The organism is Acetobacter papayae (assembly GCF_047721125.1).
In the GTDB taxonomy this organism is placed as follows: Bacteria; Pseudomonadota; Alphaproteobacteria; order Acetobacterales; family Acetobacteraceae; genus Acetobacter; species Acetobacter papayae.
Genome location: NZ_JBDNWF010000028.1, coordinates 1 through 25823 on the forward strand (window position 1 = coordinate 1; position 25823 = coordinate 25823).

At 64.3% G+C, this 25823-nt stretch carries 19 protein-coding genes and 1 tRNA gene; 17 read left to right on the forward strand and 3 right to left on the reverse strand.

Translation table 11 applies throughout. The features are described from left to right. The 9 genes from ABF757_RS08985 to thiD all read left to right on the forward strand — a co-directional run. Nucleotides 1–682 (forward strand): energy transducer TonB (locus ABF757_RS08985; RefSeq protein WP_415481872.1); only part of this gene is annotated, 682 nt, incomplete at its 5' end. A 26-nt stretch (nucleotides 683–708) separates the two neighbouring features. Then, the gene (gene tolB, locus ABF757_RS08990) at nucleotides 709–2079 is read left to right on the forward strand and encodes a Tol-Pal system beta propeller repeat protein TolB (protein WP_025861775.1); all 1371 of its coding nucleotides are present in this window, start codon (nucleotides 709–711) and stop codon (nucleotides 2077–2079) included. Nucleotides 2080–2430: 351 nt separating this feature from the next. Further along, nucleotides 2431–2901 carry a peptidoglycan-associated lipoprotein Pal gene (pal, locus tag ABF757_RS08995; protein WP_025861774.1) on the forward strand — a complete coding sequence of 157 codons (471 nt, stop codon included), beginning with the start codon at nucleotides 2431–2433 and terminating at the stop codon, nucleotides 2899–2901. 145 nt (nucleotides 2902–3046) lie between these two features. Further along, a complete protein-coding gene (locus tag ABF757_RS09000) occupies nucleotides 3047–3901 on the forward strand; it encodes a hypothetical protein (RefSeq protein WP_415481873.1) in 855 nt (284 codons plus the stop codon). A 108-nt stretch (nucleotides 3902–4009) separates the two neighbouring features. Continuing rightward, nucleotides 4010–5458, forward strand: a complete 1449-nt coding sequence (tilS, locus tag ABF757_RS09005; RefSeq protein WP_415481875.1) for a tRNA lysidine(34) synthetase TilS — start codon at nucleotides 4010–4012, stop codon at nucleotides 5456–5458. 116 nt (nucleotides 5459–5574) lie between these two features. Continuing rightward, entirely contained in the window at nucleotides 5575–7506 is a 1932-nt protein-coding gene (gene ftsH / locus ABF757_RS09010) for an ATP-dependent zinc metalloprotease FtsH (RefSeq protein ID WP_025861615.1), read from the forward strand. A gap of 127 nt (nucleotides 7507–7633) precedes the next feature. Further along, entirely contained in the window at nucleotides 7634–8677 is a 1044-nt protein-coding gene (gene folP, locus ABF757_RS09015) for a dihydropteroate synthase (protein WP_415481876.1), read from the forward strand. A gap of 126 nt (nucleotides 8678–8803) precedes the next feature. Further along, on the forward strand, nucleotides 8804–10153 hold the full coding sequence (gene glmM, locus ABF757_RS09020) for a phosphoglucosamine mutase (protein WP_415481877.1): 1350 nt from the start codon (nucleotides 8804–8806) through the stop codon (nucleotides 10151–10153). A gap of 66 nt (nucleotides 10154–10219) precedes the next feature. Then, the gene (gene thiD / locus ABF757_RS09025; protein WP_415481878.1) at nucleotides 10220–11095 is read left to right on the forward strand and encodes a bifunctional hydroxymethylpyrimidine kinase/phosphomethylpyrimidine kinase; all 876 of its coding nucleotides are present in this window, start codon (nucleotides 10220–10222) and stop codon (nucleotides 11093–11095) included. 41 nt (nucleotides 11096–11136) lie between these two features. On the opposite strand, the gene ABF757_RS09030 is transcribed toward thiD, so the two are convergent. Continuing rightward, nucleotides 11137–11910: a response regulator transcription factor gene (locus ABF757_RS09030; protein ID WP_415481879.1), complete on the reverse strand. Its 774-nt coding sequence runs from the start codon at nucleotides 11908–11910 to the stop codon at nucleotides 11137–11139. A 415-nt stretch (nucleotides 11911–12325) separates the two neighbouring features. Here ABF757_RS09030 and tsaE point away from each other — a divergent pair, with 415 nt between their 5' ends. From tsaE to ABF757_RS09060, 6 genes are all read left to right on the forward strand, one after another. Continuing rightward, nucleotides 12326–12817 (forward strand): tRNA (adenosine(37)-N6)-threonylcarbamoyltransferase complex ATPase subunit type 1 TsaE, encoded by a 492-nt coding sequence (gene tsaE, locus ABF757_RS09035; protein WP_081773598.1) that lies wholly within the window; start codon nucleotides 12326–12328, stop codon nucleotides 12815–12817. Nucleotides 12818–12870: 53 nt separating this feature from the next. Next, nucleotides 12871–16140 (forward strand): double-strand break repair protein AddB, encoded by a 3270-nt coding sequence (gene addB / locus ABF757_RS09040; protein WP_415481890.1) that lies wholly within the window; start codon nucleotides 12871–12873, stop codon nucleotides 16138–16140. After that, nucleotides 16140–19784, forward strand: coding sequence for a double-strand break repair helicase AddA (addA, locus tag ABF757_RS09045; protein WP_415481880.1), 3645 nt, complete (start codon nucleotides 16140–16142; stop codon nucleotides 19782–19784). Before addB ends, addA begins: the two co-directional genes overlap by 1 nt. A 96-nt stretch (nucleotides 19785–19880) precedes the next feature. Next, nucleotides 19881–20207, forward strand: a complete 327-nt coding sequence (gene trxA, locus ABF757_RS09050; protein ID WP_025861785.1) for a thioredoxin TrxA — start codon at nucleotides 19881–19883, stop codon at nucleotides 20205–20207. 113 nt (nucleotides 20208–20320) lie between these two features. Beyond that, nucleotides 20321–21226, forward strand: a complete 906-nt coding sequence (gene accD, locus ABF757_RS09055; RefSeq protein ID WP_415481881.1) for an acetyl-CoA carboxylase, carboxyltransferase subunit beta — start codon at nucleotides 20321–20323, stop codon at nucleotides 21224–21226. Between the two features lie 34 nt (nucleotides 21227–21260). Next, nucleotides 21261–22622: a bifunctional folylpolyglutamate synthase/dihydrofolate synthase gene (locus ABF757_RS09060; protein ID WP_415481882.1), complete on the forward strand. Its 1362-nt coding sequence runs from the start codon at nucleotides 21261–21263 to the stop codon at nucleotides 22620–22622. A 79-nt stretch (nucleotides 22623–22701) separates the two neighbouring features. Here the strand turns inward: ABF757_RS09060 and ABF757_RS09065 are convergent. Then, a tRNA-Thr gene (locus ABF757_RS09065) sits at nucleotides 22702–22776 on the reverse strand. A 137-nt stretch (nucleotides 22777–22913) separates the two neighbouring features. On the opposite strand from ABF757_RS09065, the gene cysS reads away from it, so the two are divergent. Together cysS and ABF757_RS09075 are read left to right on the forward strand one after the other, a co-directional pair. Next, a complete protein-coding gene (gene cysS, locus ABF757_RS09070; RefSeq protein WP_415481883.1) occupies nucleotides 22914–24308 on the forward strand; it encodes a cysteine--tRNA ligase in 1395 nt (464 codons plus the stop codon). After that, entirely contained in the window at nucleotides 24305–25078 is a 774-nt protein-coding gene (locus ABF757_RS09075) for an RNA methyltransferase (RefSeq protein WP_025861456.1), read from the forward strand. Before cysS ends, ABF757_RS09075 begins: the two co-directional genes overlap by 4 nt. Nucleotides 25079–25139: 61 nt before the next feature. Here the strand turns inward: ABF757_RS09075 and rdgB are convergent, their stop codons facing one another. Next, a complete protein-coding gene (rdgB, locus tag ABF757_RS09080; protein ID WP_415481884.1) occupies nucleotides 25140–25739 on the reverse strand; it encodes an RdgB/HAM1 family non-canonical purine NTP pyrophosphatase in 600 nt (199 codons plus the stop codon). Between the last annotated feature and the right edge of the window lie 84 nt (nucleotides 25740–25823).

A 25823-nucleotide genomic window follows, 5' to 3' on the forward strand; every position in this document is an offset into this window, starting at 1 on the left:
GGCCGTACCTCCGCCGCCGCAGGCGGAGCCTGAGCCGCTGCCCGACGACCCGCTGCCCCCCAAGGCGGAGGAACCCTCGCCCGAGGCTGTCAAAACGCCACCTTCGCCGCCTGCACCGGTCAAGCCGTCGCCCATGGTGGCGCCGCCTGCCCCTATTACGCAGCAGGCCGATCAGGTGCCGGACATGGTGGTGCCCTCGCACATCACCCAGCCGAACAAGGTCAAGAAATCCGTGCCGGACACGCATTCGCTGCTGGCAACGCTTGATGCCTTCCGCACGGATCAGAAGCAGACCCACCCGCCCAAGGCGCGTGCAAATCCGCTGGCAGGCGGTTCGCCCGGCGGTGGTGGTTCGCCCGTTGGTAATATTGTCGGCAGCCTGAGTGTTGGCCAGCAGAAAGCCATCGGCGCACAGGTACGCCGCTGCTACACCGAGGATACGGCAGCGAAGGATTACGCCACTTTTGTCGCGCATCTGGTGGTGACGGTCGATGGCACGGGTGAGGCGCGTATCGTGCAGTTCTCGCCGGAAACCCAGGCGCGTATGGACGCGGATTCATCATACCGCGCACTGGCCGAGCGAGCCCGTGCCGCCGTGCTGAATCCGACCTGCGCCAAACTGCCCATTCCAAAGGAACTGCTCGGGCAGACCCAGCAGTTGAAATTTGTGTTCAGGCCTTGAAAATCAGGCCAGAGGGAGGACAAAACATGCTGAAAAGTACCCGGCCTCTTATTTCCGATCAGGAAGCCGATCTGCTTGCGAGCAGCCTGCGCCGTCGCACGCTGCTGGGCGGCGGTCTGGCTGCTGCTGGAATTCTGGCCGTGCCGCTTGAAGGGACTGCTCGCGCGGCGACTTCGGGGGCCGAGGCTGAAATCACCGTCGATCAGGCGCGTACGGCTCCTATCCCCATTATCGTGCCTGACCTTGGTTCAGGGCTGGGGCAGCAGATCGCACAGGTGCTGACCAACGACCTGAACACCACAGGGCTGTTCAAGGTCATTCCCGGTGGGGCCAATGCAGGCACGCCCGACTTTGCCGCCGCCAAGGCCATGGGTGCCCATGCGCAGGTGACGGGTAGTGTTACGGGCAGCGGCTCGTCCGTGCGGGTGGAAATCCGCCTGTGGGATGTGCTGGCGCACCAGCAGATTCAGGGCACGGCCTACACCACCTCGGCAGCCAACTGGCGGCGTATCGCCCATATTGTGGGCGATGTGATCTATGAGCGCATGCTGGGCGAAAAAGGCTATTTCGATACCCGCATCGCCTTCATTTCGCGTAACGGCCCCCGTGGGCGCCAGACCACGCGGCTCGCGATCATGGATCAGGATGGGGCGAACTGCCGCATGCTGACGGCAGGCCGCTGGCTGACCCTGACGCCGCGCTTCAGCCCCACGCGGGATGAAATCGCGTTCATGTCCTACGCCAATGACCGGCCGCGCGTGTATCTGTTCAACCTCAGCACGGGGCGGCAGCGGGTTCTGGGCGACTTCCAGGGCATTTCCTTCGCACCGCATTTCTCACCCGATGGGCATACGGTTGTGTTGTCGGTCACGCGCAATGGTGGGTCCGACCTGTATACGGTCGACCTGTCCTCAGGCGTGCGGCGGCAGATCACGGCATCCGGCGCGATCGACACCAGCCCCAGTTTCAGCCCTGACGGCTCGCAGATCGTGTTCAACTCCGACCGTGGGGGGGCGCCGCAGCTCTACATCATGCCTGCTACGGGTGGCGCTGCACGTCGTATTTCCTACGGGCAGGGCACGTATGGCACGCCGGTATGGTCGCCCCGTGGGGACCTGATTGCCTTTACGCGGATTGCCAACAACGCCTTCTCGCTCGGTGTCATGGCACCGGACGGCACGGGCGAGCGGATCATGACCGAAGGCTTTACCGTGGAAAACCCGAGCTTCTGCCCCAACGGGCGTGTGCTGGTCTATTGCCGCCAGACACGGGCCGGGGCCGGTGGTAGCGGGTTCAGCTCCGGGATCGGCATGGTGGACATTACCGGCTTTAACGACCGTGTGGTGTCCACGCCCGAACAGGCGTCTGATCCCACATGGTCGCCGCTGAACGGCTGAGCCACAATATTTTTGTGCCTTGGAGTCTCCACGCCGTGTGCGTGAGAGACGACAGGGCCAGAAAATGGCGGTAGAAAGCCGTACAAAACTACGTGAGTTCAAAGGGATGAACACAGGTTTTCCCTCAGGACTGTGTCGTTTCGGTATCAGTATTGTCATGCCAGTCATGACAAATTGAAATGGAACTTGACCCCGCCGATAAGCTATGGCTTAGGGCGAATTGGTCTCCAAAATTCGTCGGCTCTTCGAAGGGATTCGCAGAGGAGCTGGAGGGTGCGAGGGGATACAAGGTTATTAACTCTTTTTTCTCCGAATAGCTCCCTTTTGGGGCTAGTTCTCAGGATCCGACACATGAGACTGAAAGTTGTTGCCGCGCTTGGTATGGTTGCTCTTCTGTCAGCCTGCGCGAATGAAAAGGCGAACACCGGCGCCTCTACGGGTGCGAGCATGCCGTCTGGCCCGGTTCCGGGCAGCGAAGCTGACCTCGTTGCCAATGTTGGCGACCGCGTGTTCTTTGATCTCAACAAGAGCGGCCTGAAGGACGACGCAAAAGCCACCCTGCAGAAGCAGGCTGACTGGATGGCGAAGTATCAGCAGGTTAACGTTGAAGTCGCTGGTAACTGCGATGACCGCGGCACCGAAGAATACAACATCGCCCTGGGCCAGCGCCGCGCCAACGCCGCGCGTGACTTCCTGGTGTCCAAGGGTGTGACGTCTTCGCGCATCTCCACCATTTCCTACGGCAAGGACCGTCCCACGGCTCTTGGCGACAACGAGGAAGCATGGGCGCAGAACCGTAACGCCATTACCTCCGTTAAGTAAGAATTTCAGTATTTCTGAATTTCTGATCTGATCGGCTGACAGGCCGGGCCCCAAAGGCCCGGCCTGTTTTGTTTTTTACGTACTTGATTTTGCCGGGCACAATGGTGAAATCCTTGCCCGACAGGAAAGCAAGCGAGAGGTTCCCATGAAGGCCAGAGTCATGACAGGGCAGGGTGCGCGACAGGGTTTGGCGGCGTTGGGTGTGGTGGCATTGCTGGCCACGACAGCACCCGCAGGCTGGGCGCAGGATGTTTCCAGCCGTGAAGGCATTGCCTTGCAGAATCAGATTCTGGCGCTCAGGCAGGAACTCGAACAGGCTCAGTCCGCACGGGGCGGCGATAGTGCTCTCCCGGTCGCGTCCACGGGCGGGACAGCGGCCAATGGGGATCTGGTTTCCCAGTTGCTGGAGCGTGTCAGCACGCTGGAGCAGCAGCAGCGCGACATGCGCGGCGAAATCGACCAGTTGACCAACGACCTCCAGCAAAAGACCGCAGCACTCGCCAAGCAGATTGGCGATAACCAGTTTGCTGCCCAGAATGGTGGCGGTGGTGCCGCCGCCGGAGCCGCGGCCTCCACGGCTGCGAGTGCGGCCCCGGCCCCGGCCGCGAGCGCGCCCACCACGCCTGATGACCTGCTCAAGGCGGGCAAGGCCGCACTGGTCAAGAAAGACTACGATACCGCGCATGATAATGCGCAGGCCGCTCTGCAACATGCCAAGGGCGCTTTCAAGGTGGATGCGCAGTTCCTGCTGGCACAGTCTCTCGCGGGGCAGAAGCAGTATCGGCAGTCGGCTCTGGCTTATTACGAGGCCTACAGCCTTTCGCCCAAAAGCACCCGCGCGCCGGATGCCCTGCTTGGCGTTACCGCAACGCTGCTGGCGCTGGGTGACAAGAAAGCCGCCTGTCAGGCTCTGGGCAAACTGCATGCCGAATTCCCCGACCCGGCCAAGCGTGTGAGCAATGCGGCGGATATTTACGGCCAGCGTGGCGGATGCGGCTAATGGCCGTTTTGGCGCATAGGTTTGGGGGGTAGTGGTATTTCCGCCCTGTTTGCGGGGCGGCCTGTTTTTTCCGGGCAGGCCGTCTGCCCCCAGTGGTTTTCCAAGCATATGGCGCGGCTGGGCCCGTTTGTTGAGGATACGCCCGGCCAGCCACCCGTAGCGCTGGCGGTTTCCGGTGGGGGCGATAGCCTGTGTCTGGCATGGCTTGCAACCCGGTGGCGGCGCAACCTGCTGGCTTTTGTGGTTGATCACGGATTGCGGGCGGAATCAGCCGCCGAGGCAGCTCTGACCCTTGAGCGCCTGCGCGATATGGGCGTGCCCGCGCAGATATTGACCCTCAAAAACCTCCAATATGGTCCGGGCATTGCGCACCGTGCGCGTGATGCGCGTTACGCTGCCTTGCGTGCCGCATGCCGGGCACAGGGGTGCCTAGACCTGCTTTTGGGCCATCAGGCCGATGATCAGGCTGAAACTGCTTGCATGCGGCAGGCAGCGGGCAGCGGGCCAGACGGGCTGGCGGGCATGGGCTGGATCAGCCTGCTGCCAGACCTGCGGCTGGTGCGACCTTTACTTGGGGTTTCACGGCTGGCCCTGCGCAATACCTTGCGGGCTGCCGAGCTTGAATGGGTGGATGACCCGTCCAATGAAGACAGGCGTGCCGAGCGGGTGCGCATACGCCACCAGCTTGCCGATGAAGGCCTGCGGGAAAAATTCTGGTGTCTGGCCATGGAGGCCGGGGCCGGACGCATGGCGCGGGAGGCTACACGTGCCGAGGCAGCGGCCCGCACGGTAGCCGTGCTACCACAGGGCTGGGCGCGGCTGGGCGAGACTCTGCCTGAACCCGCACTGCTGGCAGCGCTGATCCGCTGCATAAGCGGGCATGTTTACCCGCCTGCCCCTGCGGCTGTGGACCGGCTATGCTCTGTAGTGCGGGAGAATGCGCAGGGCGGCGCAGCGTTTGCCGGGGCCACACTGGCGGGCACGCGGTTGGTGCACTGGCGCGGGGCGTGGTGGCTCACGCGTGAGGCTGCGGCCATGGCCGCGGGCATGCCTGCGCGTGAGGGCGCGGTATGGGACGGGCGCTTTACCCTGCACTTCCCCAAGCACACTCGTGATGCTGATACGGCGCGGTATGGGGCGGAGCCCCACGGGTTGTGTGTGGCGGCAGCGGGGCTGGGTCTGCCACGCGCGGCACGGCAGGGCTGGCCTGCTGCTTTCTGCGCCACGTTGCCTGCTTTGTGGTGGCGCGGCGTGCGGGTAGCTGTGCCCGCGCTGGGCTGGGTTGCCCCGCAGGAGCGCGCGGCCTGCGAAGGTTTACTGCCTGCGGGCATTCCGGGTGCGAATGCGCCAAACGGGGGCGCGCGAAGCCGGACGGAGCCGCAAGCCGGTGAGTCGCAGGGGGATGTGCCGGGGCCTGCCGGGCTGAAAAATGCCGGGCCGGAGCCGATCTGGGCGGGCGCGCGGTTCTTTTTTACCCCGCCCGCATCCCTCAGTGGCGGTGGGTTATATGGCTGTCTGTCTGGTGATGAGGGGTATAATATTTGCCCATGGCCCTAGGAATGGCGGCGTTCGTACCCATTTACAGGGAGGAGAGGTTGCTTTTTCTGAGCATGGGCGGGCAAGATACAGCACAGGGCGCGCTCTCGCTCTAGAACTATGGATACTCGGGCACGATGAATAATTTAGGCCGCAATCTGGCGCTGTGGGTCAGCATCATTCTGGTGCTCCTCCTGCTTGTGAACATGTTCCAGCCCGGAAGTGCTCAGCACGCCGCGCAGCAGCTCGCCTATTCCGACTTTGTCGCGGATGTGGATGCAGGGCATGTGCGCTCGGTGGTGATGCAGAACCACAATATTTCCGGCACGCTCAAGGATGGCACGGCGTTTGAAAGCTACGCGCCGGATGATCCCTCGCTTGTCTCGCATCTGGTGAGCAAGGGGGTTGAGGTCTCGGCCAAGCCGCTCGATCAGGATGGCAGCCCGCTGCTGCGCTATTTCCTGAACGCGCTGCCCATTCTGCTGCTGGTGGCCGCATGGCTGTTCATGATGCGCCAGATGCAGGGTGCCGGTGGCCGCGCCATGGGGTTTGGCAAGTCACGCGCCAAAATGCTGACCGAAAAACATGGTCGCGTAACGTTTGACGACGTGGCCGGTATTGACGAGCCCAAGGCCGAGCTTCAGGAAATCGTCGATTTTCTGAAAGACCCGCAGAAATTCACCCGCCTTGGCGGCAAAATTCCCAAGGGCGTGCTGCTTGTTGGTCCGCCCGGCACGGGTAAGACCCTGCTGGCCCGCGCCATTGCTGGCGAAGCCAATGTGCCGTTCTTCACCATTTCCGGTTCGGATTTTGTGGAGATGTTCGTGGGCGTTGGTGCCTCGCGCGTGCGCGACATGTTCGAGCAGGGCAAGAAAGCCGCGCCGTGCATTATCTTTATCGACGAAATCGACGCCGTGGGCCGCCATCGTGGTGCAGGCATGGGCGGCGGTAACGACGAGCGCGAGCAGACTCTCAACCAGATGCTGGTGGAGATGGACGGTTTTGAAAGCAATGAGGGCGTGATCCTGATTGCCGCCACCAACCGCCCGGATGTGCTCGACCCCGCATTGCTGCGCCCCGGCCGGTTCGACCGGCAGGTGGTGGTGCCTAACCCCGATGTTTCGGGGCGCGAGAAAATCCTGCGTGTGCATATGCGCAAGGTGCCGCTGGCGGCTGATGTTGACCCGCGTATCATTGCCCGTGGCACGCCCGGTTTCTCCGGGGCTGATCTGGCCAACCTGATTAACGAGGCCGCACTGTCGGCGGCCCGTCTGGGGCGGCGCACCGTGTCCATGCGTGAGTTTGAAAACGCCAAGGACAAGGTGCTCATGGGTGTCGAGCGTCGTTCGCTGGTCATGAGCGATGAGGAAAAGAAGCGCACCGCCTATCATGAGGCAGGGCACGCCATTACCGCCGTGCTGGTGCCCGAGAGCGAGCCTATCCACAAGGCCACCATTATTCCGCGTGGTCGGGCGCTGGGTATGGTCATGCGTCTGCCTGAGGATGACCGCCTGTCCATGAGCCGCAACAACGCCATTGCTCATCTGGTGGTCGCCATGGGCGGTCGCGTGGCGGAGGAAGTCGTTTACGGCAAGGACAACATCTGCAACGGCGCGATGGGTGATATCAAAATGGCCACCCGCGTTGCCCGCAGCATGGTGACCGAATGGGGCATGAGCGAAAAGCTGGGCATGATCGCCTATGTGGATGATGATCAGGGCGGTGGCTTTTTCGGCGGCCAGAGCCGTAACTTCTCCGAAGAAACGGCGCGCGAGATCGACGAGGAAATCCGTCGTCTGATCGAAGATGCCTACGAACAGGCCCGCAACTACCTGCATGGTCATGTCGATCAGTTGCACAGTCTGGCGAACGCCCTTTTGGAATATGAAACCCTCTCGGGCGAGGAAATCCGCCAGATCATGCGCGGTCAGCCGATCGAGCGGGCTGAGGAAGACGAAAAAGGCCCGATCAACCGCCGCGCTTCGGTACCGCAGGTTGGGGCGGGGGATGAAACGCCATCCGCTCCCGTGGTGGATGAAGGTTCCCAGACCATGCCCCAGCCCGGCTAAAGCCGCGTAAGGGGCTGGCCTATCTGGTTGACTGAGTAAAAAATATATCGGCCCGGTCAGGGTGCTTCATCAGAAGCATGCTGGCCGGGCCATTGTGTTTATGGCGCAAAAAAACGGAGTAACGGACATGGGCCAGTGGCATCGGTTGGTGGAACCCATGGGCCTGCTGTATGGCGATGCAGCAGTGGTGGCCGTAAGGCAGGGCAGGGCGCTGTGGCTTATGGGGGGCACGGCTGCGTTTTCAGTCGTCCGGCTGATTGAGGGCGCGCAGATTTCTGACCCGCTGCCGGTAGGTGATGTGCCTGCGGACTGGCAGGGTGTGCTGGCGCGGCTGGTTGCTCCGGTGCCGGATGCAAACCTGCCCGCAGGCGCGCAGGTCATGGGCATACTCAATGCAACGCCAGACAGTTTCAGCGATGGCGGGCGGCATGACACGTGCGAGACCGCCGTGCGCGCTGGCAGGGCCATGGTGGAAGCCGGGAGCCGGGTGCTCGATATTGGTGGGGAAAGCACGCGGCCGGGCTCGGCTGTCATTACGCCCGCTCAGGAATGGGAGCGTGTGGGGCCGGTTATCACGGCCCTGCGGCAGGAGACCCCGCAGGCCGCCCTGTCGGTTGATACGCGCAACAGTCTGGTGATGGAACGCGCGCTGGAGGCCGGTGTGGCCGTGATTAACGATGTCACGGCCCTGCAGCATGACCCGCAGGCCCTGCCCCTGCTGGCCGGGCATACATGCGGCATTGTGCTCATGCATATGCGCGGCACCCCGCAGACCATGGAGCAGCACGCTGTCTATGAAGATGTGGCCAGCGAGGTCGTGCGGGAACTGGGCGAGCGGGTAGAGGCCGCCGAGGCGGCGGGGATCGCCCGGGAGCGGCTGATGGTGGACCCCGGCTTTGGTTTTGCCAAAACGGCGGCGCAGAACGCGGAGCTGCTGCGGCGCTGCCTTTTGTTGGCTAATCTGGGGTGTCGTGTGGTGTTCGCTCTTTCACGTAAGCGCATGATTGGCGATATGACGGGCGAAGCCACTCCCGCCGCGCGTGATGCGGGCACACAGGCGGCGTCGCTTCAGGCCATGCCGCTGGGCCAGCCCGTGCTGCGGGTGCATGATGTGCCGGGCATGATGCAGGGTGTCAGGGTCTGGCAGACCCTTTATGCGTCCAAAGCGTGATTTCTTCGTCATGATACGGTTTCACTGGGGGCTAAACCGTTTTAGGAAAAGGAAGGGACAGGGCGGAGCGCGGTTTGCGCCTATACAGGCGGGCCTGCCCGGCAAGCTGGGGTTGGAACACGCGGCATGAGGCATTTTTTCGGAACGGACGGTATTCGGGGCAAGGCCAATCAGCCCCCCATGACGGTGGAAATCGCCCAGAAACTCGGACAGGCAGCCGGGCTGCACTTCCGGCGGGGCGAACACCGGCATAGCGTGCTGTTGGGTAAGGACACGCGGCTTTCGGGCTATATGATCGAAAGCGCGCTGGTTTCGGGTTTTCTGTCCGCGGGTATGGATGTCACGCTGGTTGGTCCGCTGCCCACACCGGCCATTGCCATGCTCACCCGTTCGCTCCGGGCTGATCTGGGTGTCATGATCTCGGCCTCGCACAACCCGTTTTACGATAACGGCATCAAGCTGTTCGGCCCCGATGGTTTCAAGCTGTCCGATCAGGATGAAGCCGTAATTGAATCCCTTATGGAAGCCGACCTGCATGACCGTCTGGCCCCGCCCGAGCAGATTGGCCGTGCCTCGCGGCTGAATGACGCGGCGGGCCGGTATGTGGAAAGTGCCAAGGCGTCTTTCCCTCGCGGCTTGCGGCTCGATGGCATGAAAATCGTGATCGACTGCGCCAATGGCTCGGCCTATCGCGTGGCCCCGACGGCGCTGTGGGAACTCGGCGCCGAAGTGGTGCGGGTTGGTTGCGAGCCTGATGGCGTGAACATCAATGCCGGGTGTGGCTCCACCCAACCTGCCGCATTGTGCGAGGCCGTGGTGCGCCATGGCGCGCATCTGGGGATCGCACTGGATGGCGATGCGGACCGGGTGCTGATTGCGGATGAAACCGGCCACCTGATTGATGGCGACCAGCTTCTGGCCCTGATCGCCCAGTCATGGGCGCGCGAGGGACGGCTGGTGGGCGGGGCTGTTGTGGCCACGGTTATGTCCAATCTGGGGCTGGAGCGTTTTCTGGAAAGCCTGAACGTGGGGCTGGAACGCACCGCTGTGGGCGACCGCTACGTGGTTGAGCGCATGCGTGAGCGCGGGGCCAATGTTGGGGGCGAGCAGTCGGGCCATATGGTGCTGACGGATTTTGCCACCACGGGCGATGGGCTGATTGCAGCGCTACAGGTGCTGGCCGTTCTGGTGGAGCAGGGCCGCCCGGCCAGCGAGGTCTGCCGTCTGTTCGAACCCTGGCCGCAGGTGCTGCGCAATGTGCGCTATTCGGGTGCCTGCCCGCTGGAAACGCCGAGCGTGCGTGAGCGCCAGAAAGAGGTCGAGCAGTTGCTGGCCGGGCGCGGGCGTCTGGTACTACGCCGCAGCGGCACGGAACCGCTGGTGCGGGTGATGGTCGAGGCGGAAGACAGCGCGCTGGTGGAGCAGGCTGTCAGCCAGATGTGCGAAAGTCTGGAGCAGGTGACGCTCCCTGCCTGAACCCGGTCTGCCGGTGTTATGGCCCTAGCCTGCGCCGTTGATGAAAAACTGATGGAAAGCCCCGCTATGTCATCCGCTGTTCCTGACAATACTGCTGTCGTCTCTGCTGCTCAGGGGCATGGTGGCCTGCGGCGCGCGCGGGTTCTGTCCATTGCCGGGAGCGATTCCGGCGGTGGTGCCGGTATTCAGGCCGATATCAAGGCCATAACGGCGCTGGGTGGCTACGCCATGACGGCTCTGACAGCCCTGACAGCCCAGAACACGCTAGGGGTGCAGGGTATCCTGCCCGTGCCGCCGGAATTTGTGCGCCAGCAGATCCGCAGCGTGCGCGACGATATTGGCATAGACGCGATCAAAACCGGCATGCTGGGCGGTGCGGCTGAAATCCATGCTGTGGCGGACGAGGTGGCAACCATCAGGCACCAGACCCCCGGCCTGCCGATTGTGGTGGACCCGGTTATGGTGGCCAAGGGCGGTGCGGTGCTGTTGCAGGCCGATGCACTGGAAAGCCTCGTGTGTGAGCTGCTGCCGCTTGCAACCGTCATGACTCCCAACCTGCCCGAAGCCATGCAGCTTGTCGGGCGGGAGCTTGTGACCCTTGCGGATATGAAAGAGGCTGCCCGCACCTTGCGTGAGCGCACGGGTGCGGCGGTGCTGCTCAAGGGCGGCCATATGCAGGGCGAGACTATTGTGGATATTCTGCTGGATGACAGCGGGCTGACGGAGTTTCCCGGTCTGCGTCTGCCGGGGCGGCATACCCATGGTACGGGCTGTACGCTGGCCAGTGCTCTGGCTACCCGGCTCGGGCAGGGTTTTTCCCTTATCGAGGCTACGGATCAGGCTCGGCGCTATGTGCAGGCCGCCATTGCCCATGCTCCCGGCTTTGGGCAGGGGGCAGGGCCATTATGGCATGCCCATGGCTGGCATGGTGGGCTGGCCTGACAAAAGAACAAGGCCCGCACGCATGTTGCGGGCCTGTTGTGTTATTCGCCCACCACGCGCAAAGCCTGAACTGGGTGAGAAGAGGCGTGGGCAACAGTGCCCAGCGGCATGACAGGCGGTACTGTAGCCGCCAGCCTCTGAGGCTGGGGTTCGTGCAGGATATATCCTTTGCCCCAGACGGTGGAAATCAGGTTCCTGATACCCACGCGTTCAAGCTTTTTTCGGAGCTTGCAGACAAAGACATCAATGATCTTGATATCCGGCTCATCCCGCCCGCCATAGAGGTGGTTGAGGAATGTTTCCTTGGTCTGGGCGATACCCTTGCGCAGAACCAGCAGCTCCAGCACGGCAAATTCCTTGCCCGTCAGATGCAGGATCTGATCCTTGACGGTCACGGACTGGCTGTTGAGGTCAAGGCTCAGATCCCCCACCTGAATGATGGGATGAGCAAAACCGTTCGAACGGCGCAGGATTGCTTGAATACGCGCCACAAGCTCGGCCATGTCCGGCGGCTGGCGCATGAAGTCATCCGCACCCAGCGCAAAGGCGCGGAGCTTGGTTTCGGCTGTATCAATACCTGAAAGAATAATGACCGGCGTCGTGATCTTGAGCGAACGCAGGGCGGTCAGGATTGCAAAGCCGTCCAGACCGGGCAGGCGCTGGCTGATGATGGCAAGGCCGTAATCGTAATTGCGGAGCAGCTCCAGGGCATTCTGCCCCGAACGCGCCAGATCGCAACTCAGACCAACTTTCTTGAGTGTTGATAGAATGGCGCGGCTGGAGGCGAAATGATCCTCGACGAACAGAATGCGCATGGTTGCACCTCATAGAAAAGCGGCAATTAATTTTTTGCACCCTATGGTTGCAAATGGCTAGAGAAATTATAGCGTAACGCGTCCTTTCGGGAAGCTGGACCCCATAATTCATATCCTTCTGGTTGTGGTCTTGTCAGCCGCATGAGAACCTCGATCGTTGCAGTTTTCCGCAGTGAAGCGGTTTGGTCTCTGATATCTACAGGAGCGGTGACGCATGGTTCGCGCGTGGGTTGCGTTGGAAATGGTTTTTTTTGTGGCAAACCTGTCCTGCGTGCCATTTTTGTCGCGCTCTCATAGGTTGTATGGCCATTGACCCCGTGTGGCAGAACCGCTTTGAAAGAGGCAGGGCATGGCGTTTCAGTCTGGACTGATCAGGCCGGATGAACGCCAGCCGTCCGGGTTGGCGGGTGAGCACATGATTATTCTGGAAACGGAAGAGACAACACGGGCACTGGCGGCCTTTCTGGCGCGGCAGGCCGGGGCGGGAGACGCCATTCTGCTGTCCGGCCCGCTGGGGGCAGGCAAGAGCGTGCTGGCCAGAGCCTTCCTGCGCGCCTTCTGTCAGGATGCAGCGCTGGAGGTTCCAAGCCCTACTTATACTCTGGTGCAGCCTTATGCGGCACCGTCCTGCACCGTGCATCATTTCGACCTGTGGCGGCTTGGCGGGCCGGATGAACTGGACGAACTGGGCTGGGATGATGCGCGCGACGGGCTGGTGCTGGTGGAATGGCCCGAGCGGCTGGAAGACATGACCCCGCCCGATGCACTGCATGTAACGCTGGATGTCCGGCCTGATGGTACGCGGGTGGCCCATCTGCAAGGCTGGCCCGAGCGGTTCGATGTCCGGTCTTTAACGGCTGCGGGTTTTGAGCCTGCTCCGCCCGGCCCGGATGGAGCGCACGGCTGATGCCCCCGCATGGTGGGAACCCCGAAGCATGGCGGGACGATACGCCCAATCTTATGTCCTTTTATAATAGGGAGGACGCAGAGCCCCGGCTGCTGAGTATTCCCGCGCATCTGCCTTTTCTGGATCAGTTGGCCGCGCGCTGGATGCAGGCTGCCGGGTATGACCGCGAGGCTATGGGGGAAGGGCTGATTGTCCTGCCGGGCCGCCGGGCTGCCCGTGCTTTGACCGAGGCCTTTCTGCGCCGGATGGATGGCGGGGCCATGTTGCTGCCGCGTATCCTGCCGATTGGCGCGCTGGACGAGGCCGAGCTTAGCCTGTCTCTGGTCATGCCCGGTGGCGGCGTGCCGGAGGGGCAGGGGCTCGACCCGTTGGACCTGCCGCCCGCTGTAGGGGGCATGACGCGGCAGGCAGCCCTGACACGTCTTGTTTTGCAGGCGGAAGGCGCATTTGGTACCCGCCCCACGCTCGATCAGGCATGGCCGCTGGCGGGTGCGCTCGCAACACTCATGGACGAGGCCGAGTGGGCCGGTGTTTCCCTAAACGAGCGCCTGCCCGGCGCGGTGCAGGACGATTTTGCCCAGCACTGGCAGATTATTCTGCGGTTTCTGGAAATCATTACCGAGCAGTGGCCTGTCTGGCTGGCCAGTCAGGGGTTGATGAATCCCGTTGCCCGGCAGGTTGCGCTATTGCGCGCGCAGGCGGCCCTGTGGCGGGGTATGGCGGCACGGGGGGACGAGGGACGGCTATGGGCGGCAGGGTTTACCCACGCCATGGCCCCAACGGCGGAGGCATTGGCGGCGGTTCTGGCTTGTCCCGGTGGTCGGGTGATTTTACCCGGACTGGACATGAACATGCCTGATGCCGTGTTCGATACCCTGCCCGATAGTCACCCTCAGGCCGGTCTGGCCCGTTTGCTGGCGGCCCTTGGCCATGGGCGCGCGCAGGTGCGGGTATGGGACCGGGCGCAGGAACCATTGAGGGCTACCGTGCCTGCCGTTCCTGTTCGGGCTGGAATGGCAGGGACAGGCGGTGGTGAGGCCGATGAGGCTGAAACCGCGCGGCGGGCCGCTCGCTCGGCCGTTCTGTCGCGGGTCATGCTGCCCGCCACAGCGCTGGATGACTGGGTGCTGCGTGAGGGCGAGGGCACCAATGCGGCCAGCCCCGCACAGGCGGCCGAGGCATTGCTGCCGGGTGTCGTGCGTATCAGCGCGCAGGACGAGCAGGAAGAAGCGCTGGCCATCAGTATGATCATGCGTGATGCCATCGCGCATGAGGGGCGCACGGTGGCGCTTATTACACCGGACAGGGTTCTGGCCTCACGGGTGGTAACGGAACTCGCCCGCTGGGGCGTGCTGGCGGATGACAGCGCGGGCATGGCGCTGGCGGATACACCCGGTGCCGTGCTGCTGCGGCTGATTGCCCGGCTGGTGGAAAGCCGCTTTGCCCCCGTGGCCCTGCTTTCGGTGCTCAAACACCCGCTGGTGGCGTGCGGGTTGCCGCCGGGCGTGTGCCGCGCTTCGGCCCGCCTGCTGGAGCGGCAGGTGCTGCGCGGGCCAGCCCCAGCTCCGGGTTTTGCGGCCCTGCGTGCGGCGGTAGCGGATACTCTGGCCCGCCAGCAGGAGCATGAACGCGCACAGGTGGAAGGCGGACAGGAAGCGGACAGGCCCTTCGGCCCCGAACCGCTTGAAACCTTCATGCACAGGCTTGAAACTTGTCTGGAGCCAGTTCTGGCGTGGCAGGCGGAGGAGGCCGGGGCCGCAATGGCTGATGCAGGGCACAGGGCCTCGGTGCCCGTGCTGCTGGCCGGGCTGGTGGAGGCCGCCGAGCGTCTGGCCTGCACGGATAGCGAGGATGCCGCGGCCCGCCTGTGGCGTGGGGAAGACGGAAACCTGCTGGCCACACGCCTGTCCGAACTCATGCTGGCGGCCGATATTCTGCCCACGCAGCCTCCGGCGGTGCTTGACGGATTGCTGGGTGCGGTGCTGGCGCAGGACCGCGCGGCCCGGCGGGGAGACCCTGCGGGCCTGCACCCGCGCGTGCTGGTCTGGGGCCTGTTCGAAGCACGGCTGCAAACGGCGCATACGGTTATTCTGGGGGGGCTGTGTGAAGGCGTGTGGCCCGCCACGGCGGATGCCGGGCCGTGGATGAGCCGCCCCATGCGCCAGAAAGTGGGTTTGCCCTCGCCTGAGGAAGCCGTGGGCCAGTCGGCGCATGATTTCGTGTCGGCGGCGGTGGCGGCGCATACGGTGGTGCTGTCCTGCCCCCGGCGGCGCGAAGGCGCGCCCGTGGTGCCCGCGCGCTGGCTGACCCGGCTGGATGCCTTTCTGGCCGGGCGGAGGGTGAGCCTGCCCACGCACCCCGTGCTGGACTGGTTGCACGGGCTGGATCAGCCACAGGGGGCGGCGCAGCCGGTGCCCCCGCCAAGGCCGTGCCCGCCGCTGGCCCTGCGGCCCCGGCGGCTGAGCGTGACCGAAATTGAAACATGGATGCGCGACCCATACGCCATCTATGCGCGGCATATCCTGCGGCTCAACCCCATGCCGGAACTGGAGGAGGCGGCTGATGCCTCGGATTACGGCATGATCGTGCATGACGCGCTGGAGCGCTGGGTGCGCACGCATGGTGTGTCATGGCCACCGGATGCACAGGCCAGACTGCACGCGCTGTTTGTGGAAAGTCTGGCCGCGCGCAGGCCCCGCCCGGCCCTGCGTGCTTGGTGGGAGCCCCGGCTGGCGCGGATTGCGGGCTGGGTGGCGCAGGCCGAAACCCGGCGGCGGGCAGAAAGCCCCCCCCGTGCGATATGGACGGAACTGCGCGGGCGCGTGCTGGTGCCCGATGCACCGGGCGGTGCTTTCACGCTGACTGGCCGGGCCGACCGTATTGAGGTTGGGCCTGACGGGCGGGTCAGCGTGCTGGATTACAAGACCGGCGTGCTCCCCTCTGCGCGTGACGTGCTCGCAGGCTGGAGCCCCCAGCTCCCGCTGGAAGCCGCCATGATCCTGCGGGGCGGTTTTGCGGGCATTACCCTTGCCGTTGGGGCTGAAGAAGCGGGCGGGATCATGGACGGGCTGATCTACTGGCGGCTGACCGGCGGCGCGGAGGCAGGAGAGGAAGTGGCCATTACCCCCAAAGAGGCCGAAGGCCTGAGCGCACTGGCCGAGCAGACATGGCTTAGCCTGATCGAGCGGATTGTCGCGTATGACGATCCGGCCCAGCCTTATCTTTCACACCCGCATCCGGGGCAGGAACCACGCTTTGCCGATTACGCCCGTCTGGCCCGCGTGCCGGAATGGAGTCAGGGCCGCATGGAGCATGAATCCTAATGACGGAGGGCGTTTTTTCCGAAGCACTAGGCATTGCGCAGGCTATCGAGCGGGCCGTGGCGCAGGCCAATGCCCAGCAGGCCATGGCGTCAGACCCCACGGCCTCGGTTTTCGTGTCCGCTTCCGCCGGGAGTGGCAAAACCAAGCTGCTGATCGACCGCCTGCTGCGCCTGATGCTGCCCCGTCTGGCCCCGGAGGGTGCGGAAGAGGAACTGGCTCCCGGCAGCCCCCCCGGCCGTATCCTGTGCCTGACCTTTACCAAGGCGGCAGCAGCGGAAATGGCCATTCGCCTGCAAACCCGGCTGGGCCGCTGGGTTACGTTGTCCGATACCCGGCTGGATGCGGAACTGCGCGCCCTGTCCGTGCCGGTAACACAACACACCCGCCAGCGCGCGCGCGCGCTGTTTGCCGAGGTGCTGGACATGCCCGGTGGCATGCGTATTGGCACCATTCACGCCTTCTGCCAGTCGCTTTTGCGCCGTTTCCCGCTGGAAGCGGCCATGAACCCCCATTTTACGGTCATGGAGGAAACAGACGCGGCTCTGGCCCTGCAAACCTGTGCGGAAACGGTTTTGGGCACCAGCCCGGCCACAGCCCTTGCCCCGCTGGCAGGGCAGATCGGGCTGGGTGATTTCATGACCCTTGCCTCCGCCCTGCGGCGCGAGAGCCGGGCGCGGCCCATGCTGGAACTCATGGCCAACCAGCCCGACGCTGCCCGCGCGGTTCTGTGCCGGGCACTGGACCTGCCGCCCGCCGCACTGGATACGCCCGATGAGGCCCTTGTGCTGCAAGCCTGCACGGCCTTTGCGGGAGAGGGCGCGGTGCGCGCGGCCCTGCTGGAACTGTCTGAAAAAGGCACGCCCACTATTAAGGGTAATACGCTGGCCCTGCTGGACTGGCTGGCCCTGCCTCCGCCCGAGCGGGCGGGGCAGTGGGCCTTATGGCGTGATGGGCTGCTCACGCGTGATGGCAGGCCCCGCAAGCAGGGCTTGATAACCGCCAAACTGGCGGAAACCTGTTCGCAGGCTGCTGAGGCGCTTTTGCGTGAGGCGGAGCGGATTATCGCGGTGGAGGAAAACCGCCGGGCCTGTGCGCTGGCCCGGCTGGGCAGCGCGCTGTTGCAGACTGTGGCCCCCGTGGCCCGGCTTTACGATGCGCGCAAGGCGCTACAGGGCCAGCTTGAATATGATGATCTGATCCACAGCACCCTGTCCCTGCTGCGTGAGCCGGGGGCGGCATGGGTGCTGTACAAGCTCGATGGCGGGATTGACCATCTGCTGCTGGACGAGGTGCAGGACACCTCGCCCGAGCAGTGGCGGATTGCGGGGGATCTGACCGAGGAGTTTTTTTCCGGCGTAGGCGCGCGCGAGCAGGAGGCCGGGCCGCGCACGGTGTTTGCGGTGGGGGACTACAAACAGTCCATCTACGGGTTTCAGGGGGCGGACCCCGAGGCCTTTCGGGGATGGCGCGCGCGGTTCAAGCAGCGGGCCGAGCAGGCGGGCCTGCCATGGCGCGAGCCCGAGCTTACGGTGTCTTTCCGTTCCACGGCCCCAGTTCTGGCGCTGGTCGATGCAGTTTTTGCCAACCCCGAGGCCGCGCGCGGCGTGGTGGAGGCGCGCGAGCACACCATGCGCCATATTACGGCCCGGCCCGGTCAGGGCGGGCGGGTAGAATTGTGGCCTCTGGCCGAAACACAGGAAACGGGCGAGGACGCCAGTCCATGGCAGCCCGTGCGTACCAACGCTACACGGCCCAGCCCGCGCCAAAAACTGGCCGATGCACTGGCCCGGCATATCGCAGCCCAGCTTGCCGCCCCCCCGGCCCCCGGCGAGACCCCGCTGACACCGGCGGATGTGCTGGTGCTGGTGCCGCGCCGCTCGTCCTTCGTGCCCATGCTGGTGCGTGCGCTCAAAGAGCAGGATATTCCGGTGGCCACACTGGTGCGCACGGGGCTGGCGGATCAGCTTGCGGTGCAGGACCTCATGGCCCTGTGCTCGGCCCTGCTGCTCCCGCAGGATGACCTGACACTAGCTTGCGTGCTGACATCCCCCCTCGGTGGGCTGAGCGATGACAGCTTAATGGCGCTGGCCACGGGCCGGAGTGCGCATGAGCCTTTGTGGTCGGCCCTGCGTACCCGCCATGCCGAGCGCGCGGACTGGGCGCAGGCGTGGCATGTGCTCGATACGCTGTTTGGTCGGGTGGATTATCTGGGGCCGTATGCGCTGCTGTCCATGGCGCTGGGCCAGCTTGGCGGGCGCGCACGCCTGCTCGCGCGGCTGGGGCCGGAGGCGGCCGAGCCGCTGGACGAGCTGCTGTCCGCTGCCCTGCGCTATCAGGAGCAGCATCCGCCCTCGCTGCAGGGCTTTGTGCACTGGTTACGCCACTCGCGCGAGACTGTCCGGCGCGAGGCAGAGGCTGGCGGCAATGCGGTGCGGGTCATGACGGCGCATGGCTCCAAGGGGTTGCAGGCGCGGCTTGTCATCCTGCCCGATACGGTGGGTGCTCCCCGCTCGGAGGACAGGCTGTTCTGGGCGCATGACGCGGCCAGCGGACTGGATGTGCCGCTTTATACGCCGCGTGCGGCCATGGGTGTGGGGCTGACACGCAGGCTGGCAGAAACGGCGCGCGCCCGCGCGGTGGAGGAATATAACCGCCTGCTTTACGTGGCCCTGACCCGTGCGGCCGAAAGGCTGGTGGTCTGCGGCTGGCGACCCGGCCGCACGGTGCCGCCGGAAAGCTGGTACGAGCGCTGCCGCGAAGGGTTCGAGCGGGCAGGGGCGCGTAGCGTGGACTGGAATACGGAACCCTTGCCCGATGGGGCTGAAGCTCCCCCCGGTGACTGGTCGGGCACTATGCTGGTGCTGGAGGAAACACCCCGTACCCCGGCCCCGGCGGAGGCCCCGGCCAAAGGGAGCGACCCCGGTGCGCAGCCGGGCCGTGCCCTCAGCCCCCTGCCCGCATGGGCCGGGCGTGCACCGCACTGGCAGGCTATTGCCCCGGTGGCGGAAGCACCGCTGGCCCGTCCGCTGGCTCCCGCCCGCCCGGATGATGCCATGCTCGGTCCGCTGCCGCCCGCGCGCTCGCCGCTGGCGGTGGGTGGGTTGCCACCAGGCAAGGCGCGCGAGGCGGCGTTCCACCGTGGCAACATGGTGCATGCGCTGTTGCAGTTCCTGCCTGATCATCCACCCGCACGGCATCTGGAACTGGCGCGGCGTTGGCTTATGCGCGCTGCTAGTGGGCTGGATACGCATGAGGCGGAAACACTGGCTGCGCAGGTGGTGGCGGTGTTGCAGGCCCCCGACCTTGCACCGCTTTTTTCACCCGGTGCACGGGCCGAGCAGCGTCTGGCCGGTGTGGCGGGCGGGCAGGTTATCATGGGGCAGGTGGACCGCATGTGCGTGCTGCCTGAGCGGGTTCTGGTGTGCGATTACAAAAGTGGCCGCCACCCGCCCACCCGCGTGCAGGATACGCCCGTGCTCTATCTGCGGCAGATGGCGGCGTACCGCGCCCTGCTGCGCGGCCTGTGGCCCGAGCGCACCATTACGTGCATGCTGGTCTGGACCGAGGGGCCACGGGTTGATCTGCTGCCCGACACGCTGCTGGACGGGCATGGCCCGGCGGCTCTCTCGTCCGCCGCCTCTTGACCCTGTCTGTGGCCGCCCTAAGTGTAGGGAACTGAAAAACCAGCCTCCGGGGCGGGAGGCCCCGTGGGGCGTTTCTAAAGCAGGGAAATTCCGAACATGAGCGAACATACTCTGGCTGTCAGCGATTCCAGCTTCGAGGCCGATGTCCTCAAGGCATCTGGTCTGGTGCTGGTTGATTTCTGGGCTGAATGGTGCGGCCCGTGCAAGATGATCGGCCCGGCCCTTGAGGAAATCGGGCGTGACCTGCAGGGCAAGGTTACGGTCGCCAAGGTGAATATCGACGAGAATCCGCTTACCCCCAACACCTATGGCGTGCGCAGCATTCCGACACTGATGCTCGTGCGTGATGGCAAGGTTGTGGACACGAAAGTGGGCGCTCTGCCCAAGAGCCAGCTTAAGGCTTGGGTTGAATCCGCAGCCTGAACAGGCAGTACGGTCGCGCCATAAAGCTTGGCAGAATGGCGCGGCCAGCGTAATGCAGGCGTTTGGGCCGCATTCCGGTCGACAGTAATCATAGCGCAGGCACAGGGTTTACGATGAGCTGGATCACCGAATATGTCCGTCCCAAACTTCGCGGCCTTCTGCGTCGTGAGGTGCCGGATAATCTGTGGACCACCTGTGAGTCCTGTAACCAGATGCTGCTCAGCAAGGAGCTGCGCAAGGCCCGCAACGTGTGCCCGCATTGTGGCCACCACATGCGCGCCCTTGTGGCCGACCGCCTGAAATGGACGTTCGATAACGGGGTGTTCAGCCGGATCGAACTGCCGCAGGCTCCGGTGGACCCGCTGGGCTTCCGCGACCAGAAAAAATATACCGACCGCCTGAAAGACGCCCGCGCCAAAAGCCATGAGGACGAATCTCTCGCGGTGGCGCATGGCACTATTGGCGGGCACCCCGCCGTTGTGGCTGTTATGGCGTTCGAGTTCATGGCGGGCACCATGGGCGCTGCTTTTGGCGAGCGCTTTGTAGCCGCCACGCGACTGGCCATTTTGCAGAAATCGCCTCTGGTGGTGTTTACCGCCTCGGGTGGAGCGCGCATGCAGGAAGGCGTTATCAGCCTCATGCAGATGCCGCGCACCACGGTAGCGGTGCAGATGCTGCGTGATGCGGGCCTGCCTTACATTGTGGTGCTGACCAACCCCACCACCGGCGGGGTTACGGCCTCCTTCGCCATGCTGGGCGATGTGCAGATTGGCGAACCCAATGCCCTGATCGGCTTTGCAGGCCCGCGCGTGATCGAGGATACCGTGCGCGAAAAACTGCCGCCGGGTTTCCAGCGCTCTGAATACCTGCTTGACCACGGCATGCTGGACATGGTGGTGGCGCGTAAGGATATCCCCGCGACACTGGCACGGGTTATCGGCTTGCTGATGCGCGCCCCGGCCGACGTAACGGCCCCGCCGCCGCCCCAGAAGGCGGAACCCGCACGGGCAGCGGAGTAAGCGCCCCGTGGCCACCGGGCAGGGGGCTGCGGCCATGACCGAGTTTACTGGCCGCCCCGGCGAAATTCTGGAGCGGCTGAACCGGCTGTATCCAGCCCTGATTGATCTGTCGCTGGATCGGTTGCAGGCGCTGCTGGCCCGTCTGGGCCACCCCGAAAACAAACTGCCGCCGGTTATCCATGTGGCGGGCACCAACGGCAAGGGCAGCACCTGCGCCACCCTGCGCGCGCTGGGTGAGGCTGCGGGCTGGCGCGTGCATGTCATGACATCGCCGCATCTGGTGGATGTGACGGAGCGCTTCCGTATTGCGGGGCAACTGGTCAGCGAGGCTGAACTGGTGGCCACGCTGGAGGAAATCGAGCGGGTCAATGATGGCGCGCCCATTACTGTGTTCGAGGTACTGACAGCCGCCGGTTTCGTGCTGTTTGCCCGTCACCCTGCCGAGCTGGTCATTATCGAGGTGGGTCTGGGCGGACGGTGCGATGCTACGAACGTGCTCACCCGCCCCGCCGCATGCGTGATTACCGCCATATCGCGTGATCACGAGGCGTTTCTGGGTGATACGCTGGCCGCCATTGCCATGGAAAAAGCCGGGATCATTAAGCCCGGTGTGCCGGTGGTAACTGGCTACCAGCACCCCGAGGTACTGGCCGTGCTGCGGGCTGAAGCGGCGAAGCTGGGCGCACCTTTAGCCTGCCGGGGGCTGGAATGGACGGTGGAAATCCTGCCGGCCACAGCCCCGAGCGAGGGTGAGGTAGGCACGAACAGCAGTGGCAGCTTGAGTGGTGCCGCTGGCCTGCGCCTGACAGACCGCCTTGGCACGCTCACGCTGCCAGCTCCCTCGCTGCCGGGGCCATGGCAGTGCGAAAATGCTGGTCTGGCCGTGGAGGCCCTGCGGCTATCCGGCCTGAACGTGCCTGATACGGCCTGGCAGGGTGTGGGCCGGGTTTCATGGCCTGCGCGCATGCAGCGCCTGCACGGCACGCTGGCGGCCATGCTGCCAGCAGGGTGGGAGCTGTGGCTCGATGGCGGGCACAACCCCGGTGCGGGCGAGGCGTTGGCTGGTGCGCTGCCCGGCTGGGCGGATGCACCGCTGCATATGCTGGTGGGCATGAAGCAGACCAAGGATGCCTCGGGCTTTCTTGGCCCTGTGCTGCCATTTGCCACGGGCTTGTGGGCCATTAGCGAGCCGGAGCAGCATCTGGCCCTGCCGGTGGAAGAGATCGTGCGAGCTTCGGGCGGGCGGGCGCAGGTTGGCCCCACACTGGTTCGTGCACTGGCTGACATTGCCGCGCAGGCGGTGGTGGATGGGCAGGCGCGTGGCCGGGTGCTGATCTGTGGTAGCCTGTATCTGGCGGGTGTGGCGCTCAGGCAGGATGGCTGGCGGGCCAGCTAAAGCCCGGCAGTCTACCTTGTTTCTGGCCCGTATGGGCCGAATCGGCCGCAATGCCGGTTTGCAAGGTAGGGAAAAAAAGTGGTGCCCCCAGTAGGATTTGAACCCACGACCTACCGCTTACAAGGCGGTTGCTCTACCACTGAGCTATAAGGGCACGGCGCTTTTACGCACAGGGCGGGACTATAAGCGAAAATCCCGCTATTCCGTCAAGCCCTGTTTTTGCGCGTGCTCATGCTTTTTTGGCGGCGGGGCGTCTTGCATCGGCCCGACGGCTGGCGCAATTAGGCGTTCATGTCTGACGCACCGCAAAGATCACAGCCGACCCTGTCCCTGCATGACAGCCAGCGGCGCGCCACCGTGCCGTTTGTGCCGCTCAACCCCGAGCATGTCACGGTCTATTACTGTGGCCCCACGGTGTATGATCTGGCGCATATCGGCAACCTGCGCGCCATGCTGACAGCCGATGTGCTGGTGCGGCTGCTGCGCCACCTGTACCCGCGCGTGACCTTTGTGCGCAATATCACGGATGTGGACGACAAGATTACGACCCGCGCCCGCGCCAATGGCGAGGATATTGCCGCCCTGACACAGCGCACCACGCAGGAATTCCATGCCGATCTCGCGGCCCTTGGCGTGCTGCCGCCCGATATCGAACCGCGCGCCACGCATAACATTGCCGAAATGCAGGCCATGATCGCCCGGCTGATCGAAAACGGTCACGCCTACGAGGCCGAGGGCCATGTGCTGTTTTCGGTTGGCTCCTTTGCCTCATACGGTGCGCTGTCAGGCCGCAACCCTGATGAGCTTGAGGCCGGTGCGCGGGTTGAGGTCGCCCCCTACAAGAAAGCGGCAGGCGACTTCGTGCTGTGGAAACCGTCCGATGCCGACCAGCCGGGCTGGGATAGCCCATGGGGCCGGGGGCGTCCGGGCTGGCATATCGAATGCTCGGCCATGTCGCACCGCTATCTGGGCGACAGCTTCGATATTCATGGCGGTGGGTCGGATCTTCTGTTCCCCCATCATGAAAACGAGCGCGCGCAGAGCCTGTGCTGCTTCCCCGGTGGGCGTTTTGCCAATTACTGGGTGCATAACGCCATGCTGCTGGTGGATGGCGAGAAAATGTCCAAGTCACTGGGCAATTTCCTGACCATCCGCGATGTGCTGGCTCAGGCCCCGGCGGAGGCCCTGCGCCTGTTGCTGCTGGGTGCGCAGTATCGCTCCACCCTCAATTACACGCAGGCCGGACTGGCCGAAGCCCGACGCACGCTGGACCGCTTCTACCGCGCGCTGGAAGCCGGTGGTGTTACGGATGCGGCGGGTGATGCGTCAGGCGCTGCTCCCATGCCCCACGGTGTGCTGGCGGCGCTGGGTGATGATCTGAATACCCCCAAGGCCATAGCCGAACTGCACGCACTGGCCGATGCCGCCCTTGCCGGTAGCCACGAGGCAGCGGTGGCGCTGCGGCAGGGTGCCGGCCTCATGGGCCTGCTGCGCACAAGCCCCGGCGAATGGTTCCGGGGTGCTGCCAGCGAGGATGATGCCGCCATTGACGCGCTCATTACCGAGCGGCTGGCCGCGCGCAAGGCGCGTGACTTTGCCCGTGCCGATGCCCTGCGTGATGAATTGCAGGCCAAGGGCATTATACTGGAAGACACCCGAGAGGGTACAAGCTGGAGGCGCGCATGACCGGGCGTGACGGCGGCGCACCGCTTGAACCCATGGGCAATACGCCTGTGGTTATTCTCGTGCGCCCGCAAATGGCCGAAAATGTCGGCACCACGGCGCGCGCCATGGCCAATGGCGGGCTGTTTCACATGCGGATTGTGGCCCCGCGTGACGGCTGGCCGCAGGAGCGCGCCTGGCGTGCCGCTTCAGGGGCTGACAGGATTCTGGACGCCGCCACCGTGCATGAAACGGTGGATGACGCCATAGCCGACCTGCACCATGTCTATGCCACCTGCCCGCGCCCGCGCCATGTGGTCAAAACGGTCATGACTGCGCGTGGTGGTGCGGCCGAACTGCGCGCCGCCACCCAGCGCGGGCTCAAGGTGGGGCTGATGTTCGGCCCCGAACGCGCCGGGCTGGATAACGAGGACATGGCCCGCGCGGATGCGCTGATCCGCTACCCGCTCAACCCGGCTTTCATGTCGCTCAATCTGGCGCAGGCCGTCATGATCATGGCGTATGAATGGTGGATGACCGAGGACAGCACGCCCCCTCGTGCGCTCATGACCAACGAAACCCATGTGGCCACCAAGGGCGAGCTTGAGAATTTCTTCGCTCATCTGGAGCGTGAACTGGATGATTGCGGTTTTCTCCGCAACCCGGAAAAACGCCCCGGCATGGTGCGCAACCTGCGCCATTTCTTTACCCGTGGCGAAGTCACGGAACAGGAACTGCGCACCCTGCACGGTGTAGTGCGCGAACTGGCTCACCCGCGCAAGGCGGGCGCATAATCAGCCGTTCCGCTTAAAAAAACGGCTGTCGGCGTCTTACCGCCGACAGGGTTTTAATAGATCAGGCCAGACATGTTGCGCGAAAGGCCTCGAACGCGCGGGCGCGGTGGCTGATCGCGTTTTTTTCGGCATCGCTCATTTCGGCAAAACTGCGGGTTTCGCCTTCGGGCTGGAAAATCGGGTCATAGCCATGCCCGGCCGCCCCACGCGGCGGCCAGACGATCTCGCCTTCCACACGGCCTTCAAAACTATGGGTCGTGCCATCGGGGAACGCCAGACACAGCACGCAGGTAAACCATGCGTTGCGCTCATCCGCGCCGATACCCTCTTCAATCCGCTGCATGGCGGCGGGAAAATCCTTGTCCGGCCCGGCCCAGCGGGCGGAATAAATGCCCGGCGCACCGCCGAGTGCTGACACGCACAGTCCCGAATCATCTGCCAGCGCAGGCAGCTTGGCCGCCTCTGCCGCAGCCTGCGCCTTGATAGCGGCATTGCCCGCAAAGCTCGTGGCGGTTTCCTCGGGTTCGGGCAGGTCCAGTTCTCCAGCGGAGAGAACGGTAATGCCAAAGGGGGCCATAAGGGCTTTGAACTCGGCCAGTTTGCCCGCGTTATGGGTTGCCAGTACAAGGCGGCTGCCACGTTCGAGCCGGGGTTTGGTCATGCGGGGTCTATCCTTTGCGGGTCATGTTTTATCTGGCGCGGGTCAGGCGGCCAGTGGCAGGCTACCTGTGGCACGGTATAGGAC